The organism is Xanthomonas sp. WHRI 8932A (assembly GCF_035012785.1).
In the GTDB taxonomy this organism is placed as follows: Bacteria; Pseudomonadota; Gammaproteobacteria; order Xanthomonadales; family Xanthomonadaceae; genus Xanthomonas.
The window spans coordinates 146,758-165,450 of sequence record NZ_JAYGQQ010000010.1; the positions used below are offsets into that span (position 1 = coordinate 146,758).

7 protein-coding genes are annotated in these 18,693 nt (G+C 66.3%); 1 reads left to right on the forward strand and 6 read right to left on the reverse strand.

The annotated features are described in order from the left end of the window. Nucleotides 1-256 precede the first annotated feature (256 nt). From VC212_RS17180 to VC212_RS17195, 4 genes are all read right to left on the reverse strand, one after another. The gene (locus VC212_RS17180) at nt 257-1,288 is read right to left on the reverse strand and encodes an amidohydrolase family protein (protein ID WP_323526456.1); all 1,032 of its coding nucleotides are present in this window, start codon (nt 1,286-1,288) and stop codon (nt 257-259) included. Nucleotides 1,289-1,394: 106 nt separating this feature from the next. Continuing rightward, nucleotides 1,395-2,498 carry a type 1 glutamine amidotransferase domain-containing protein gene (locus VC212_RS17185; protein ID WP_323526457.1) on the reverse strand — a complete coding sequence of 368 codons (1,104 nt, stop codon included), beginning with the start codon at nt 2,496-2,498 and terminating at the stop codon, nt 1,395-1,397. Between the two features lie 16 nt (nt 2,499-2,514). Next, the gene (locus tag VC212_RS17190) at nt 2,515-2,814 is read right to left on the reverse strand and encodes a superoxide dismutase (protein WP_323526458.1); all 300 of its coding nucleotides are present in this window, start codon (nt 2,812-2,814) and stop codon (nt 2,515-2,517) included. A gap of 33 nt (nt 2,815-2,847) precedes the next feature. Beyond that, a complete protein-coding gene (locus VC212_RS17195; protein ID WP_323526459.1) occupies nt 2,848-3,471 on the reverse strand; it encodes a flavodoxin family protein in 624 nt (207 codons plus the stop codon). Nucleotides 3,472-3,585: 114 nt separating this feature from the next. On the opposite strand from VC212_RS17195, the gene VC212_RS17200 reads away from it, so the two are divergent. After that, complete coding sequence (locus tag VC212_RS17200; protein WP_323526460.1) at nt 3,586-4,551, forward strand: LysR family transcriptional regulator; 966 nt, start codon at nt 3,586-3,588, stop codon at nt 4,549-4,551. A gap of 495 nt (nt 4,552-5,046) precedes the next feature. On the opposite strand, the gene VC212_RS17205 is transcribed toward VC212_RS17200, so the two are convergent. After that, the gene (locus tag VC212_RS17205; protein WP_161556494.1) at nt 5,047-6,285 is read right to left on the reverse strand and encodes a substrate-binding domain-containing protein; all 1,239 of its coding nucleotides are present in this window, start codon (nt 6,283-6,285) and stop codon (nt 5,047-5,049) included. 341 nt (nt 6,286-6,626) lie between these two features. Further along, a complete protein-coding gene (locus VC212_RS17210) occupies nt 6,627-18,671 on the reverse strand; it encodes a filamentous haemagglutinin family protein (protein ID WP_323526461.1) in 12,045 nt (4,014 codons plus the stop codon). Nucleotides 18,672-18,693 lie beyond the last annotated feature (22 nt).

The window sequence follows — 18,693 nt, forward strand, 5'->3', positions numbered from 1 at the left end:
CCGTCGACGGTGGTACTGATCGTCGTTCGGGCCGTCCTGTATTCCCGTGCCGGCGATGCGGGCGTTGCCGGGGCGGCGCACGTCTGGCCAGTGCGTAATGCCAGACGCGCACCGGACCATGTCGCCTGCCGACGTCCGCATCATTCCGGTGTCTGGCCCATGCCTGCGGTCATCACCAAGCGTAGGCCGTTGACGCGGGTTTGCCTGGCGCAGCGTACGCCGACGAGGCGTTAGCGTCGTGTTCGACATGACCGACTCACAGCCCCAGCAATCGCGCCGCGTTGCCGTGGGCGATGAGCGCCTTTTCCGCATCGCTGACGGGCAGGTGGTCGATAAAGGCGCGCGCGCCATCCAGGCTCTGGTAGGGATAGTCGATGGAATACAGGATGCGTTGCGCGCCCATCAGCGCGTACACGAACTGGAAATGCGGCAGGGTGAGCATGCCGCTGGGGGAGACGTACACGTGTTCGCGATAGGTCTGCACGATAGAACGTTCCAGACCCGAGGCTTCCTGCGGAATGGAATCCTCCAGCCGCTGCAGGAAGAACGGCACCATCTCGCCCCAGTGGCCACTGATGACCTGCAGGTTGCGATGGCGGTCGAATACCCCGGCCAGCAGCATGCGCACGACCTGGATGCCGGCTTCGTTGTGCCAGCCCCAGGCGAACATGGACAAGCGTGCGCTCAGCTCGGGATCCAAGCCGCCGTAGTAGGGCGCCTGCACAGCGGGCAGCGGCAGGCCGGGGTGGACGTACAGCGGCACCTTCAGCGTGTCCAACGCAGCGAGGATCGGCGCGTAGCGCGTATCGTCCAGAAATGTATCGCCAGGGCGGCCGTTGATCAGCGCGCCCTTGAGGCCCAGTTCCTTCACTGCACGCTCCAGCTCGCGCGCAGCGGCGGCTGGCGCCTGCCAGGGCAGGGTGGCTAAACCGGCATAGCGGGTGGGGTGGGCCTGCACTGCCTCCGCCAGCCTGTCGTTGGCTGCACAATTGAGCGCGATGGCGTCGGCCGCCGGTAACAGTTGCGGGAATCCGCCGAAGGACAGCACCTGCATGTCGATGCCGGCTGCGTCCATGTTCGCCAGTCGCGACGCGCCCATCTCCATCGCCTTGCGCGCGGACTCGGCAGGCGCGATCACATGCGGGCGACTGCGATCGGTCACCTGCCGGCCATCGATCACGCGGTGGCCCCAATCGGCGAGGTAGGGCGCCTCGGCGCGTACGCGCGCCTGCGCGGCCTGTCCGATCGCCGGATCGAGCACGTGTTCTTCGACGCAGATCAGTTTCATGATGCTCCCGTTGAAAGGGGGATCGGACGCAGGCAGCCATGGTCATCGGCAGCAACGCGAGCAGTCCGCGCCGAGCGTGAACGCCTGCCGCCATATCCGCATGCGATCAGGCCAGCAGCGCGTCCCGCAGTGCCACGCCCAGGCTCGCCGCAGACTGCGGGTTCTGGCCAGTGATGAGCCGGCCGTCGACGATCACGTTGTCGGCCCAATTGGACGCGTTCTGATGATGCGCACCGCGTGCGTTGAGCGTGGACGCCAGCAGAAAGGGCACGACGTGCGTCGATTGCACTTCCTCTTCCTCGTCGTCTGTGAAGGCGGCGATCTGCTTGCCGGCGATCAGCAGGCTGCCGTCGGCGCGTGTCGCGTTCACCAGGGCCGCCGGGCCGTGGCACACCGCCGAGACGATTCCGCCCGCCGCATCGATCTCGCGGATCGCGTTCTGCGCAGCGGCGCTGTCGGGGAAGTCCCACATCGTGCCGTGGCCGCCGGCGAAGAAGATCGCCGAGTAGCGCGCGGGATTCACCTCGTCCAGGCGCACCGTGTTGGCGATCGCATGGCGGAATTCCGCATCGGCCCAGTAGTGCGCGATGACTGAATCGTGCAGGTCTTCCATCCCGTCCAGCGGCGCGTCGCCGCCCTGGATCGAGGCGAATTCCACCTTGATGCCGGCCTTGTGCAGTTTTTCCAGCGGATGGGTGACTTCGGCAAGGTTGTAGCCGGTGGGAATACCTGTGTCGCCCTTCACCGCGCAGCTGGTGACGACGAAGAGGACCGGCAGGAGGTCTGAGGCGTGCTTGGGCATGGTCTTGGAATTCCTGTGTTCGAGCGAGCTCTGGTCTATGGTCAAGCGACTGCATCTGTGCGAGGTGCTTGTCGAAAAATGCGCGAGCGTCGCAACCGGCGGGTCGATGTCGTGCGGCAGCTCGGACAGTGCGATGTGGGTGGTGCCTGCGATCACCAACAGCGACCTGGCTCCTTGGTGAGCGCATCGGCCTGGCCGCTGTAGTCCTCCCTTGATAACGCTCTGCTGCCGGCAACCAGCAGTGGCGGCGACGTCAGCGGCTCCGGCAAGGTGTTGAAGATCGACACCGCCGGCAGGGCGAATGCCGACCAGCACCGGAAAATTGCTGTCCTCGCTGGAATTGCCGGGCAGTTGCAGGCGGGCGACGATCTGCACGGCCCGGTTCTGAAAGCGGGACGGCTGGACCATCGGTCTTCATCAGGACTCAGGCGTTGCCGGATGCGAAGAGCATTTGCCAGTTCGTGAACGGGCCGAGCGGGATTACCTCCCATCCGATCAGTCCGGCCTTGGCCAGCGGAAACGCGCTCAGTGCTTTTTGCGCCGTTTCGACCGAGTCGGCTTCGGCAATGATCGCAACGCCAGGGCGATCCTGGCGGAAATAAATGTCGCGGACGAAGCCGCTTTTGTAGTCCTGCCAGCAATGGCGGGCTTCGTCCAGCATGTGCGGCTGGTACTTCTCAAGGCTGGCGCCGGGCTGAGGCGTGTCGAGGCAGAGGAATTTCATTGTGGATCCTTGTGGGAAATCGATGGAAGTACGTCAGGCGGGTTCAACGCGGGCGGATGCAGGTCCGACGGAAGCAAGCCGGCGCACCGTCTCGGCCACGCGCTGTCCAAGGTAGGCGGCCGTTTCCAGATCGCTTGCGATGGGGGTGTCGTCCGGGCCTTGGTCGCCGTTGGATTGCGCCATGGCGCCCAGCCAGCTTCCGAGTCTGTTGAGGTCGTGCACGCTGCCTCGGCTGCTGTCATTGCCGGGTTTCAGGTCCAACCCCACCCACACCATGCCGTGCTGCGCGGCGAACAGCGCCATCTGGATCAGCGAATGCAGCTTGTCGCCGTTTTGCGCACCGGAATTGGTGAAGCCGGCGGCGATCTTGTCGCGCCACTTCATCGCGTTCCACGCGACCGCGGTGGAGTCCTCGCAGAACTGTTTGAAGCGAGCGCTGGGCGCGCCGTTGTAGGTGGGTGCACCGAAAACGATGGCATCGCTGGCTGCGAGGGCCGGCCAGGGAATCGGTCCGTCGGAGATCGCGATCAACCGCGCTTCGGTTCCAGACACGCGGCGAATGCCTTCGGCGACGGCCTCGGCCTGCTTGCGTGTATGGCCGTAGCCGCTGTCGTAGACGACGCAGATGCTCGGCGGGGGAGTGCTTATCGATGACATGCCGGCATCATGCGCGGCGTATCTCTAAACCAGAAGTCGTCAATTGGTTGATCGTCTATCAACCTGCAGTTGATAATCATCTTTCCGGCATGCCGCCGCCCATCTGAGCACAGCATGGATTCGCCACACCGCGTCCGCGCCATTCTTTCCTTCGTGCACGCAGCGGACGGCGGCAGCTTTGCGGCGGCTGGGCGCACGCTTGGCGTGACCTCCGCTGCGGTCAGCAAGAACGTCGCCACTCTGGAAAAGGTGCTGGGCGTGCGCCTGATGAACCGCACGACGCGCACGCTCAAGCTCACCGACGAGGGCGTTGCGTTCCTGCGGCGGGCACGGCTGGCGCTGGAAGCATTGGACGCGGCCGTCGATGCCGTTGCCATACAGCGCGAGCAGCTCAGTGGGCGTGTCCACATCACCACCAGCGTCTCGTTCGGACAGGAACATCTGATGCCCGTGCTACCGGGCCTGCTGTCGCGGCATCCCGGCTTGTCGGTGGAGGTGGACTTCGACGACCGCGTCGTCGATTTCGTGCGCGGCGGTTACGACCTCGCCCTACGCGGGGGAAATATCCGCGATTCCGCGCTGGTATCGCGCCCGGTCTGTCGCCTGAACACCATCCTCGTCGCTTCGCCCGATTACCTGGCGCGCCACGGCGTACCGCGCAATTCCAGCGAGTTGCGCCAGCACAGGCTGATCGCGCGGCGCTTTCTGGGCGGTGCGGTGGCAACATGGAGTTTCCGCTCGACAGACGGCGGTATCGTCACCCTCGATCCGTCCGACACCGCGCTGCTGACGTTGTCGGCACCGGCAAGCCTGGTCGCGGCCGCATGCGACGGCATCGGCATTGCACAGGTTGGGGTGCATCTGGCATGGGAGGAACTGGTCTCGGGCAGATTGAAGATCGTGCTGCACCGCCAGTACCACCCTGGCAGCTACGAGATGGTCATCCAGTATCCCCACCGCGCCCTGATCGCTCCGCGTGTGCGGGTCACGGTGGACTACCTGCTGGAGGCGTTTTCCGCAGATAAGACCTTGCACGTGCCATTGAAGATGCTGGAAGCCTATGCGGTAAGTGCGGCTTGACGCATGGTGCTGTCGAAGCGTGCCACTGGTGCTGAAGGCGCCAATGAAATGCTATGGACTCAACTCCAGGAATTTCTGGATGCGGCGCATGCCGAGCGAGACACTTTGAACCAACACATGCGCGCCACTGAAGACCGGGCATATGCGGAGATCATTTCGTGCGCTTCAGGAGTCCAATGCACTTGAGGCACAACTGGCCAAATTGAACGATCCGCCGGCAGCACTTGAGGCGGCGTGGCATCAACATCGCGGACGGAGTCAGCCCAAGCACCCCAAACACGCGCGCGCTACGAGATGGTGCGGCAAAGCGGCTGCTACCTGATGCCAAGCAAGCGACCGTGTCGCAATGAATGGCGAGTACAGCAGCAAGGCCTTACTGAGGATCGTGCCCCTTAGAACTTGTTCAAAGTCTTCTAAGCATCAACGCGCGCAAAGCCAAAACGGCGGGCATTGCTGCCCGCCGCCAATCGCTGCGTATTACATCTGCGGCAGTCGTTACTGCACGCAGGTCGCCACGGTGTTCTGTACCGAGGTACGGAACGCAGCGACGCCATCGAGGTAGGCAAAGCCGGCTGGTAATGCCGGACGCGTGGTGGTGTTGTAGAAGATACCGAACAGATCCTTCACTGCCTGCACGTGCGCGGCGCTGCCATTGCCGCTGGTATAGCCGGCAACGTAGGTGATGGCCGCGATCGGATACGCATTGGTGATCGATGCGGCCGGATTGACCAGGCGGACGCAATTCTTGACGGCCTGCGTTCCGGTACCCGGCGCTGCGTTGACGGTGGCACCGTCCAGCACGCGACCACTCAGCAGGGCTGCCGCTGCCAGCGACACCGGGGTTCCGTTCTGGCCAAACAGCGCCGGATCGAATCCGTTGACCTTGGCGTACTTGGCAGACTGCAGCAGCACTTCGCCAATGTCGGCATACCCCAGCGCATTGGTGTTGGCCGTTGCGCGCACCGCGGTGACCACACCGTTGTTGCCACTGGCGCCGATACCGCGCGAGCCGTACACCGTGCTCACACCGCCCGGTAGTGCCGAGTTGAAGGTCTGGTTGGGGGTGAAGACAAAGCCCGACGGCACATTGGCCGTGCCATTGCAGGTACGCGCCAGATAGCTGGTGAAGGCGAAGCTGGTGCCGCTGCCATCGGTACGGTAGACGATCTTGATCGGGCCGGTTGCGCCGCTGCCGGAGACCAGCGACCAGTCACTGACCTGGCCGGAATATATCTGGCAGACCTGTGCGGAAGTCAACGCCAGCGCGGTGGTGGCGGTGCTCTGCGACAACGCGATGGCACCGGCGATGGTCGGGATCTGCACCACGCCGACGCGTGCTGCGGCATTGCTGCCGCTCAGAAATGCCTGGTAGTCGGCGGTGCTGTACGGTGCATCTGTGCCGATGAAATCCGGCGTGGCGGTGGCTGCGCTCAGGCCAGCGGGGGCGACGCTGAAATCGTTACACGCTTGGTTGGCAGCGACGGTACCTGCAAGCGTGTTCTTGCCCGTGCCGCTGCCGGTCTGGCAGTACGACACCTTGTTGCTGTTGGCGCCCGCGCTGAACGTGGCGAAGATCGAGCCTGCGCTGATCCCGGCAACGGTGCTGCTGCCGCCGGCGGTGTTGCCGGCATTGGTGGACAGACGCGCATCGGGGTTCGGCGTCAGGTAGGCATTGCCCACATAAGGCTGCGCCGGGAAGGTCGCGCCGCCACCGTACAGATTTTCGGCAGCCATGGCGGGGGTCGCCAGGACAACAAGAGCGGCCGCGACGGCGGTGGCGAGCGAGACGGGGGACATAATGGAAGTGCGCACTGCTTTTCTCCTTCATTGGAAAACAGCGGATCGGATGGGTTTATCCGTGCGAATTGAATGCGATTAACTATCGCAAACCCAGGCTGCGCTTCTTGCATTATGGTTGCGCGACAAAATTAAATTTCTTTTGTGACTTCGGTTAATTGCGACACGTTGCAACATTCATGTTTCGACCGCCTACGGATTTATGCGGGAATGTCAGATTTACTGCATTCGCACGGGGCAATATCTCCATTCGATGACGAGCGCAAGCGCTGACAGCATCACGGGGTTTTCCGGCAATTCGCATCGTTTTCGGGGCAGTCACCGAATCCCACCACCTGGACGGTGATGATCGATGGCGTGTCGGTGACAGTTGCCGGACGCTTGGCGACCTCGCTGGCGGCGTCAGCCACTGCAGAGGCTGCATTGGATGCACTGCTGAGCGCACTGGTATTGACGCTGCGCGTACTACCAACCCCGACCGCATCGCCCTGGACCTGGATATTGTCGGCATTGGCAACGAACTGCGAGGCCACCACCAGATTGCCGGCGGCGCGAATACCTGCATCACCCGCATCGACGGTGCCGCGCGGCGCAACCAGCACGGCGTTTCCACGCGGATCGCCGGGATTGAGTTGCAGCGTGGCGATGCCGGCACCGCTCACCTGTCCACTGGCGTCCAGCATGCAGAACTGGTCCTGGTCGCACAGATAGCGGGCGCGAGCGCGCTCGGCACTGGTCTTGCTTCCCTTGCCGGCGTTGATGTCGCCGTTGGAGCTCCACACGGTCAGGTTGCCGCCGCGCTGGGTGAAGATTCGGCTCTGCGCGAGCAGCACGTTGGCATCGGTAAACAGGCCGATCTCCCCCTGGCCGACGGCCAGAATGCCTTGTTGCGCCGGGCCGATCAGCACGTTGCCCTGTCCATCGACCACGCTCGGCGGGGCCAGCACGCTACCGATCTGCAGATCGCCGCCGGGGCCGAGCACACGGATGTCGCCGCCACGTTCGGTCTGCAAGGTCGAACCACGCATGTCCAACGCGCCGGTGCGCACGCGCTCACTGGCACCGTTGGCGCCGCCTTCCAGGTTGTTGCGCGTGTAGCCCAGGCTGGCCGGGAACAGCAGATCGATCGCGGCATAGCCGCGTGCGTACTTCTGGAAATCGGCACTGGCGGGATTGGCGTAGCCTTCGCCCACCTGTTTAAGCACGTCCAGAAAAACGCGCTCGGTCAGCAGCCTGCGGGTGCTGGCCGGCAACCGGTTGAAGGTCTGCCAGGCATCTGTTGCGGTCGCGGCCGTGTCGGTGTTGGCCTGCAACGCGGGGGATGGCTCGGTTCCGACACTTTCGGCCGAATGCAGGCGACTGAACGCGAGTAACCATTGCTGATACGTGGCGTTGCTGTGTGCGCTGGACGGGTCCAGGTATTGCGCGGCGAAGGCATCGGCTTGTTCGCCATTGGCAATGCCGTAGCGCACCACCAGGTCCGCGCCTTCGCTGGGCAATCCGGTGTTGCTGCGGTTGCCGGTGGTACGGATGCCGCCGGCATTGCGGTCGTTGAGCAATGCCGCGCTCAGCGCCTCGTTGGCCGAGGTGAGCGGACCAAGATTGCGCCCGGCCTGGACCTCGAAGGTGCCCGGGCCTGCCAATTCCATCCAGCCCCAGCGCACCGCCTCGGTACTGGTGCTTTGATTGGCACCGCCCTGCACCGGGGTGTAGTAAATATCGCGGCCCGCTTGCACGCGGGTTATATCGCTCAGCCGGTAATTTTGCGCACGCAGATCCAGATTGACGATATCGCCGCCGGCACGCAGATCGGCGGGTTTGGGCAGCTTGATGGTCAGCGGATTGACCATGAAGCCATCCACCGCGTAGCCGCCGACCAGATCGCCATCGCGGCTGTACAGGCGCACCGGCTGGGTGTCTTGGCGATGCAGGTTGAGTTTGTCGGTTGCCGCTGCAGCGCTGTCGTCGCCGGCATAGGCGCCGGTTTCATCCAGTATCGCCAGTTCGAATTTGCGTCTGCCGCCGCTCAAGGTGTCGTCGAACAAGCGGATATCGTCCTGGGCCAGGATCTCCAGTTGCCCCTGCGCGGACGGATACAGCCGGCCGCTGGTTTCGATCTGGATGGCGCCACCATGCGCGCTTGCATACAGCTGTGCGGGCAGAACGCTGTCGAATACGCTGTCGGTGAGGATGGCGCTGTCGGTGCCGCGACTCGGGTCGCGTTGCCCGTTGAAGAACAGCACGCCTGGCAATTTGAGCGTTCCCAATCGCACATCGCCATTGAGTGCATCGATCCCGACCGAGGAGGTCTGGCCGTAGTCGGTGGTCGCACGCGCGCTAGCGCCCAACAGCGGACCGATGCTGCCGGTGGCAGTGAGATAGGCGGGATTGACGATGGCGCCAAGCGCGACATCGCCACCGGCGTGCACGGCCCATTGGCCGTCCTGCACCGCCAGCACCGGGTCGACCGCGCTGCTCACGGTACGTGACGTGCCATTGATATCGAAGCCTTGCGCGCTCAGAGCAAATGCGCTGCCCAGACTGCCGCCGGCGCTCAGGTTGCCTTGTCCACGCGCGACGAAATAATCGCCGCCCAGCACATCGCGCCCGGCTTGGACATCGAGATCACCGCCGCCGTACGTCTGCCGGCCATCGGCCACCAGCTGGTAACTGGTCGGCAGGGAGACCGACAGTTCGCGGATATCGCGACCGGCCTGCACCGCCACGTCGCCACCGCTGGCCAGCACCCCCTGAGCGAAGCCGCCATAGTTGATGAGTCCGGCGCGTGGGGTGGTGCCATCGGTGTCCAACGGATTACCCACTTGCAACCAGGGCCACCAATACTGACCGACATAATTGCCGGTCACTCCGGTTCTGCTGCCGTCGCGATCGTAGATTTGGCGGTTGCCCAGAATGTCGCGCCCGGCCTGCAGCTGGATGTTGCCAGCAGCGTCGGCGTTGGCCTGCGCGCTGACGATCTGATCGGCCGCGCTGCCGTCATTGCGCACAACCCGGACATCGGTGCCGATCTCGCCATCGCCAGCGGGCCGGCCGGCGGTGTAGATGCTGGCCGGTGCATCGGCATCGGCAAAACGCAGATCGCGTGCGGCGGCGATCTGGATGCTGCCGGTTCCGGTACGCACTACGGTGGGAAGCAGCAGATCTTTCAGGCCGTCTTCCTGGTAGCGCTGGTGACCATCCAGCACCACGTCCGCAGTGCTGTCGGCACGCAGCGCATCGGGACGAATGCCGGAAAAATCTGCGCCGGCGATGAGGCGGTAACTGCTGCTGTCGCCACCGATCAGGCTGGTAGTCGCCATCGGCAGCGGATTGTTGGCGTTGGCCTGCAGGGACGGCGTGTTCTGGGTGGCCGCCGGAAGCAGCGCTCCCAGCACTGGCAGCGCTGGTGCGGTGAAAGTGGGCAATGCGAACTCACCTAGCGCGTTGTAGAACGCAGCCAGATCCAGCACGTAGCGCTCGTAATTGCTGAGGTATTGCGGGTAATCGGCGGGCGAGCTCGGCGCCGGTGGCGCCACCGGCTGACCGGGATAGTCCTGCACCGGGTAGCCCAGTTCGGGCGCGTAGTTGGCGATGAAACCGCCCAGCAACGTGTCGTAGGGCGGGAAGGTGCCTGCCCATTCCGGCTGCGATTTCTGCAGCATGGCAAGTAACTGCATGTACTGGCCGTAGTACTGCAGGGCCTGTTCCTGGTCGCCACCCAGGCTGGACGGCGGCGCGGGAACCAGGCCGTCCAGGGTGGCGAACAGCTGGTCCTGCCCGAACGCGAGCACCGCCTGATAGCCGGAGTTCGCCGTGGGATAGCTGGCCTGCGGCCCGCCACCGCCAAAGGGGTTGCTGAGTTGATAGAACCCGTCGGTGAGGCTGGCCTTGACGATCACGGCCGATTCGGCGCGCAGGCTGACCGTGGGTGCGTTGCCGTTGTAGCGGAAATCCAGTTGATTGCGGTTGGCGCCGGCGCCCAGGTTCCAGTTGCTCAGCACGCGGATTTCGCCGCCGTTGAGGGTAGGGTCGGGGTTACGCAGTTCGATGCCCGGGCGGGCGTGCAGATTCGGCACATTCGCCAGACGCTGCTCGAACGTAAAGCCGGGGCGCTGCACAAATCCCATCAAGGTGCCGGGTGTGCGCGCCGCATCGTCGGCATAGCCATAGAACTGCCGATGCGCGAGATTGGCGTTGTCGGGGGTAAAAAGATAACGGCTCAGGTAATCGGCGATCTGTTCCGGCTTGCTCGGCGCCACCGCGATCGGCGTGCCGGTCATGTCCGACCAACTGCCTGCCACCAAGCTGCCTTGTGCGTCGTACCAGCCGGCCGGGTCGACGATGCCATCGAAATGCTTGGCTGCATCGGTGCTGGCGTCGGTGGTGCTCCACACCGCATACGCTTCAAGATCCACGCTACGCGCGCCGCGGATGCTGGCGCCATCGGCGACGGTGACGTTGACCTCGCCATCGTTCAACAGCGGCGTGCGGATCTGCACATCGCCACCGGACAGGCCACCGGCACTGCCGCCGGAGACATCCAGCACGGCAGCGGCACCGATGGCGATGGTGCCCGCCGCTGCGGCCTGCACGTTCTGGTAGCCGAACTCTGGATTCAACGAGCCATCGGCCACGCCGCTGCTGCCGAGCTGGATGCTGCCGCCGCGTTTGTCGGCGGCGCTGCCACGCGCCAACAGCTGGCCGTCGATGGCAATGCCGTGGCGTCCCCACAAAGCGATGCTGCCGCCTTGCGTCCCGGAGGCATCGATGCGGCCGTCGATGCGCACATTGCCATTGTCCGCATCGCGGCCGGCGACGGACGCGCCGCCGTCGGCGGTGAGGCTGACGCTGTCCGCACGCAGGCTGCGACCGGCCGACAGCCACAGGTTGCCGCTGCGCGCATGTACGTCGATGGCGCCATCGAACCCGCCTGCGGCCAGTTGCGCTGCCAACGGATCCAGCGCGACCGGGCTGCCCGAATCCAGCACGAAACGCCCGCCGCGCCCCTGTGCGGCGGTGCCGTCGATGCGGCCGGGCAGGGTGACGCTGCCTTGCGCCGCTATCAGCGTCAGCGTGCCGGCGTCGGCCTGTGCTGGGGCGCTCACGTCGAGCCGGGTGGAAGCATCGGCAGACACATCGCCATGCGTGGCAGCGAGCGTGATGCTGCCGCCGGGCGTGGCGTGTACGAGGTCGAAGAACGTGTCCACAACGCCGGCCGCGTCCAGGGATGCGCCATCGTGCAGGCGCACTGCGCCCTGGCTGCTGCGCAGCTGGATCGCCCCGGAGTTGGCGCGGATCAGCGCGGTGCTGTCGACACTGCCGCCTTGCAAGGTGATCCGGCCGCCCAACGGGCGGGCGGTGTCGCTGCCGCCTTCACTGCGCGCGAGCCGTAGTGCGCCTGTGGTGATCAAGGCATGGTCGGCACCGGCGTCGGCCAGCAGCAACGATGCGCGCAGGTCGACATCCACGGCGCCGAAATCGAATTCGCCACGGTCGCGCACCACCACCTGCTGGGTAGCCTCGACCGCGACCGCCGCAAAACCGGCCAGTTGCTTGTCGCCGCCTGCAAACGCCACCTCGCGCCCTTGCAGTCGCAGCAGACCGCTGCCTGCGACCACGCCGGCAGGATCGGCTGCAGCGCCCAGGTTGGACAGGGTCAGCCGATCGGCCTGCAGGCTGACCGAGCGACCATCGCCGATGAAGCGACCGGCGCTGAGGGTGAGGGCGTTGTCCACGCGCAGGTCCAGGCCACCGGCAAACGTCATGTCGCCATAGCTGTGCAGGCTGATCTGCCTGGCCTGCCCGAACTGGGCCAGGCTGGCCAGACCGAACACCAGCCCATCGGCATCGCTGCTGACCGCTTGCGTATCCAGGCGCACCCGGCCGGCGCTGGCATCGATCTGCTCGCCGCGCAGCACGGCGCCCGCGGCAATGGCGCTGGCGCCGGTGGAATCCAGCGTGAGCGCCGCACCACCCTCCAGGCGCGCTCCATCGCCGATCTGCAGCAGCGCCTTCGACTGCGCGGCATCGGGCACATTGGCGCGCTGCAGCGCAACGGGACCCACGCCGGACAGGCGCAGCAGCGCACCGTCCCCGCTCTCTCCAGACGCCTCGCCCAGCAACAGCGGTGTGGCGACGCGCGCGTCACTGCCGGCCTGCGCCTGCAGCACGCTACCGGCATCGATATAGACGCCGCTGCCGCCGCTGCCGCTGCTGTCGCCGCCAGCGGCCAGCAACAGCTCCGGTGCGCGCAGCGCGGTATCGGCAGTGTTGCTGACCCGCACGCGTTGCGATGTCACATGCACGCGCGTGCCCGCCGTGGTCTGCTCGCGCACGCCGCCCAGCAACAGGCTGCCGGCGTTCAGCGCATTGAGCGCGCCGGCGTCGATCCCGACGTAGCCATCGCTGGCAACCTGCCCGCTACCAAGCACCTGCAGCGCACGTGCGGCAATGTCCACCTGCGCGGCGCTGCCGCCGCTGGCGGCTGCGGTGGAGAGCGTGGCGCCCAGGCCGAGCCGCTGCGTGGCTGCCAGGATCAGCTGCCCACCATCGCGTGGCAATTGAGCTGCCGCTTGCTGGCTGAGGCTGGCCTGCGCATCGAAGAAGGCGCTGGCACGGGTGCTGGTGTATTCCGAATACTGGCCCCAGGTCGCTGCCGACTGCACCTCGAACAAGTGCGCGCGCGCATTGCGCGTGCCGCTCAAGGTGTCGACCAAATGACCGGCCACCACGGCGGTGCCATCGGGTGCCAGCAGGTTCTGCGCCGCCGTGGCATCGCTGCTGTCGGGCCGCATCACTACCCGGAAGGCGCCGGGCAGGGTGGCGTACCGGGCCGGCAGCAGGGTATAGGTGCCGCTGGCCAGGCCAGGCACACCGTCCAGGTACACCGCACTGCCGGGTGCGGGCGCGCCCTCCAGGCGTTCGAACGGCGCATCGCTGGCGGCCAGCAGCGATTGCGGGCCGGGCACGATGGCATACACGCGGCGTCCATCGGGGTACAGCGGCACCTGCGTGGCCGCGCCGCTGGCATAGCTGGTGTTGCTGGAGGCCAGCAGATCGCGACTGCCGCCGGTACCCGGCACCCACTCGCTGGCCAGCAGATCGCCGCCGCCAGACAGGTCCACGCGCGCGCCGGGGGCCAAGGCCACCGAGTCGCCCGCAAGACGGATCTGTTTCTGTGGCGGGGCGGTCAGAGCAGCCGAGGTGCCTTGCACGGTGCCGTCGTAGCGCCACTGGCTGCCATCCACGGTGGTGCCATACGGCAACACCGCGCCTTCCAACGACACCGAGGTCAGGCTGCCGGGCTCCAGGCGAACCTCGCGCGTGGGCGTGGTGGCGCGGTTGCCGAAGACGGCATCGGCCGCGCCGTCTTCGGCGGCCTGGACGCCGAGTATCAGCCGGCCGTTGGGTGCGCGCAGGCGGCCCTCCTGCACGATGGTGGTGGCGTCCATGGCCAGCGTACCGCCGGCCGACAACGGCAGCGCCGGCACATCGCCGACCGCTTGCAGATGGATCTGGGTGTCGGCGCGGGTGCCGCTGGCATCCGTCGCGCCCAGGGCACGCACCAGGAAGGTTTCGCCGCTACCCGGATACACCTGCGCGGCGCGCAAGGTCAGATTGCCGGAGGTCAGCAGGTCGCCGGCACGCGGGGTGGCACCGCCGGTGGCGTTCTGCGCATAGGCGTAGGCCACCGGGGTATGGAAGCGTAGTGCGCCGCTGCTGGACAGCAGCGTATTGCCAATTCCGTCGAGCGTGAACTGGCCGCCCACATCGATCTGCTGCGCCTGCACCGCCAGGGTGGTATCGCTGCCGGCTCGCGGCTGCGCCAGCGTGATTTCGCCGGCGCGCTGCAGGCGGTAGCCAGACAGGCCCACGTAGGCAGCGCCAAGATCGACCCGGCTGCTGTCGGCCAGTGACGAGAAGTCGGTTGCATCGCTGCGCAACAGCGCATAGGACGGCGCGTTGAAAAGCAGCGCCCGCGACAGCTGCAACGACACATCGCCGGCAAACCCGACCGGCACCAGCGGCCGCGCTTCGGTAGGCGCCAGGTCGCCAACCTGCAAGGTATCGATGCCGGCGCCGGTAAGACGGTCGGCGGCGAAGTACAGCGGGCCCGGCGTGGCGGTTGCCAATGGCAGCGGCGCACCGGGTTGTGCGCCTTGCGGCAGGCGGCTGTCGTGCTGGGTGAAGATCACCCCGCTGGGTCCGGGCAGCAGCAGCCCGTTACCGGATTGCAGCTGCAGCGGCAGCAGCGACAAGCTGCCGTCGCGCTGTTGCGGCGTGCCGCCGGCAGCCTGGATGCGTCCGTCGAAGAACAGGCCGGTGGCGGCGGCCAATGCCAACTGGCCGCCCGCACTGCCCACCGTCTGCGCCTGCAGCGGGTCGCCTGCGCCAATCAGCGGGCTGCCGCTGGGTAGGTCCAGCGTGGCGGCGGCGCCGCGCAGATCCAGTTGGGCGCCCGCAGCGACGACAACCGCGCCGCTGTCGTTGCTGAGCGTGATGCTGCCACCATCGAGCACGCGGCCGCTGCGTGGCTGCACCAGCCCGCGTGCGCCAGGCCGCCATGCCGCCTGCGGGTCGAGCACCGCGACGCCGGACACATCCAGACGGCTGCTTTCGCCAAGCCAGACCGATTTGCCCGGCAGTGCGTAGGCCTGGCCTTCGTCGATATCCGGCGGAGCGGACAGGCCCGAACTGGCCGAGGTGTCGCCGGAGAGCAGGATGTTGCCGCCCTGGGTCTGGATGCCGCCGAGCACCGTGACCTGGCCGCGCCCACCCAGCCGAACCGTCGCGCCCGGGTCCAGCAGTAGCTGTGCGTCGCGCTCCATCCGCACCTGCCCGGTGCCGTTGTCCAGCGTCGGATTGCCAGCCACCCGGCCCAGATAATCGCCACCACGCAACGCGAAATCGGTGCCGGGACGATAGAACGGATCCAGCTGGCCCAGCGAGACGTAGCCATTGCCGCCGGCCTGCGCGGCACCGGCGAACACCGCGCTATCGCTGGGCGCCGTGGGCAGTGTCTGCAGGTTCGCCAGCAGGCTGCGCTGGCTCACCCGCACCTGGCTGCCGGCGGCGATGCTGGCATCGTGCTCGGCGGCCAGATCGTAGCGACCAAAGCTGCCCTGCTCGAAGAATCCCGCATCCAGGTGCAGCACTCGCGGATCGGACGGCGCCTGGCCACCGATCTGCACACCGAACGCACGCAGGCTCAGGGTGCCGCCACCGGCAAAACTGTCTGCGCGGAGGCTGGCCGGATCGAACTGCAGCCGGCCGGCATTGTCGGCGCGCTGCAGGTCGGCGGTGTAGGTGGGCGAACCTGCGTTCTCGCCGGCCGGGCGTTGATAGGTTCGCAACGCGATGTCGCCGCCGTGTCCAAGCGGGCGGCCATCGCTGAGCGGCAGGCTGCCATCCGGTGCGACATAGCCGCCGCCGGATGCATCCACCACCGCGCCGGGTGCGATCAGCAGCGAGGCACTGACGTCGCGTCCGGTCGCCGAACCCGCATCGCCGATGGCCTGCTGCAGCGCGTCTAGCGTGATGCTGCCGGCATCGATAAATGCGCGGCCCTGCGGTTCCAGCGTGAGCCGGCGATCGTCGTTGACCCAACGTCCGCTCACGTCCAGGCGCGCGCCAGCGCCCAGCAGCAGGTCGCCGCGCTCCTGCGCGTCCACTGCATCCGGCCGCCAGTCCTGCGGCTTGACCAGCCCGCCACTGCTTTGCAGCGCAATGGTGCCGGCTCGCGCAATCAGCGCACCATCCACTTCGACGCGCTGCGCCTGCAATGCAATGCGTCCGCCATCGCTTACCTGCAACTGCGCATCCGCATCCACTGCAATCACCGGCGCATTGCCGATCGCCACGCCGTGCAGGCCGCTGTCCTTGAGCATGCTGCTGGACAGCTGCGACCAGAACAGCGGGTTGTCGCGTTGCTGGGCATTGCCCTGGCTGCCGGGCAACGTCGAGGTTTGCGTGCCGATCTGCAGACCCTGCGGCATCTGCACGGCGGCGTCGACGATCTGCCAGCTGCGTGGGTCGCGCGGCGCATCGCCAGACTGCCCCAGCGTGGTGTTGTACAAGGCCGCGTCGCTGTTGATACCGAGCGTGCCGCCCTGCGGCATTGCACCGCTGGCGCGTTGATACCGCCCAGACACCGCATGCGCCGAGATCTCGCCGGCCAGCACCGCCACGCCAGAGGTGCCCAGTGGCCGCCCGAGCGCGATATTCAACGCACCGCCATTGCCGCCCTGCAGATACTCGCTTTCGTAAAAACGGCGCGTCCCCAGCAGCGGATTGCCGAACTGTTCGCTCACGCCCCAGCGGGTGTGTTCGACCGTTTGCGATCCGGCGATGCCCAGATACTGCCGTGTGGGATCGGCGCTGGCCAGATCGTATAGGCGTCCATCGGCACCGAGCAGGCGCGCTGTTTCCACCATGCCGCCTTCGGTACGCAGATAACCGCCATCCAGCTGCATCTGCGCACGCGGGGCGATCACCAGATCGCGTGCCACGATGTTGACGGTGCCGCCATCGAGCAGGAGTTCATCGATGCTGCGCGGCACCTGGTCCACATACCCTTGTGCATTGAGCAGCGGGCTACCGACCCACGCCTGGCCGTCGCTGCGAACACCGGTTGCACGCCGATCGAACTGCAGCGACTGGCGGAACAGCACGCCGTCGCGTTGCAGCGGCGCATCGGCCAATTCGTTCAAGCCCACGCGCGGGATGCGCACCAGATTGTCCTGCATGGCCTGCTGCACGTTGGCGATACCGGAGACATCGACCCGCGCACCGCTGTCGATCAGCAGGCGGTTGGTGAGGGCAGTGCGGCCACGCAGTTGCGCATCGCTGCTCTCGGCGGCCAGGCTGACCATGTCCACGGTGCCACCGGGCGCGAACGTCAGCGATTGCGGCTGCAGATGCATCTGCGCGCCGGCCAGCACCATGCGCGGGCCGACAAACGCCAGGTCCGAAGCAGCGCTGGAGGTGGTGGTTTCGCCATCGTGTTCGGGCAGTGTCGCGGTGACCGAACCGGGCGCCAGCACCAGCGAGCCGCCCTTGTAACCGGCCAGGCTGTCGCCGAGTTGATTGTCCTGACTGAGCGCCAGCAGCATCACGCTGCCGGGGCGGCTGATGCTGGTGGTGGCCTGCACCAGGCCGCGTTGCTGCAACGAGTAACCGACCAGAGTGGCATTCCCGCGCGTCGCCGACACGATGCCGCTGTTGTCCAACTGGCCAATGCCCGAAAGGTCGTTGCCGATCGGCGACAGAAAATTGCCAAAGCCCAGCGGCGCGCTCGTCCCGCTGCTGCCGAGCAGTTGTTGCAACTCCTGCGATTGCCGCAGGCCCAGCACCGCAGCCAGCAGCGCCTGGCCGTCCTGCACGGTGACGCTACCGGCATTGCTGACATTGGGCGCGGCGATCACGGTGTAGCCCTGGCTGCCAGTGGCCAGACGGGCACCGGCTTCGATGCGGATATCGCCCGGCATGCGGTCGGCGGCGGCCTCGCTGCCGGTCAACACGACTCCGGTCTGGCCGGTGGGACCAAACAGGCCGCGATTAATGAACGTCTGGTCGCTGAGGGCACGGTTGGGGTCGAACAGATCCAGCGACGACACCAGCAACGAATGCGCATTGACCTGGCTGCCGGCACCGAACAACACGCCGTTGCGGTTGAGCAGATACACCTGACCCTGCGCCTGGATGCTGCCAAGGATGTTGCTCGGCGCTGTGCCCGGATCGTTGACTCGATTCAGAGCGATCCATTGCGCGGCTTCGCTGCCACCGGCCGACTGGTCGAAGCGCAACTGCGTGCGGCTGCCGACATTGAAGGTTTCCCAATTGAGGATGGCCTTCTTCTGGGTTTGGGTCACGGTCACCTGGGTAGTGCCATCGCTGACCTGTTGCGTCGGTGCCCTGGCGCCCAGCCAAACGTTGCGCTGGCCCAGCCGTGGGTCGCTCGCCAGCACCGTGCCGGGATCGATCTGCACGTTGTCCGGCACCTGCAAGCCACCGCGTACCAGACCGTCGGGAACCGCTGCCTGCGCTGCAGCTGCCGCAGTACGCGCCGCGGTCTGCGTGGCGTCCAGCGCCTGGCGCGCTTGCGCGGCGCGTTGAAACGCCTGCAACGATTTCTGTGCCAGCGTCCCCGCTGCGGCGGCCTGTACGCCCTGCTGTTGCGCCGCCTGCGCGGCCTGCACGGACGGGTCGGCGCCACGTCGCACGAACGGGCTGGATTGCGCATGCGCCTGATCGAACAGCGCCGTCGAGATCGCCGCGCTCAACAGGAACACGCGCAGGGGACGGGAGCGACGTTTGCGGGTCATGACGAATCCTTGAAAGCGCGCG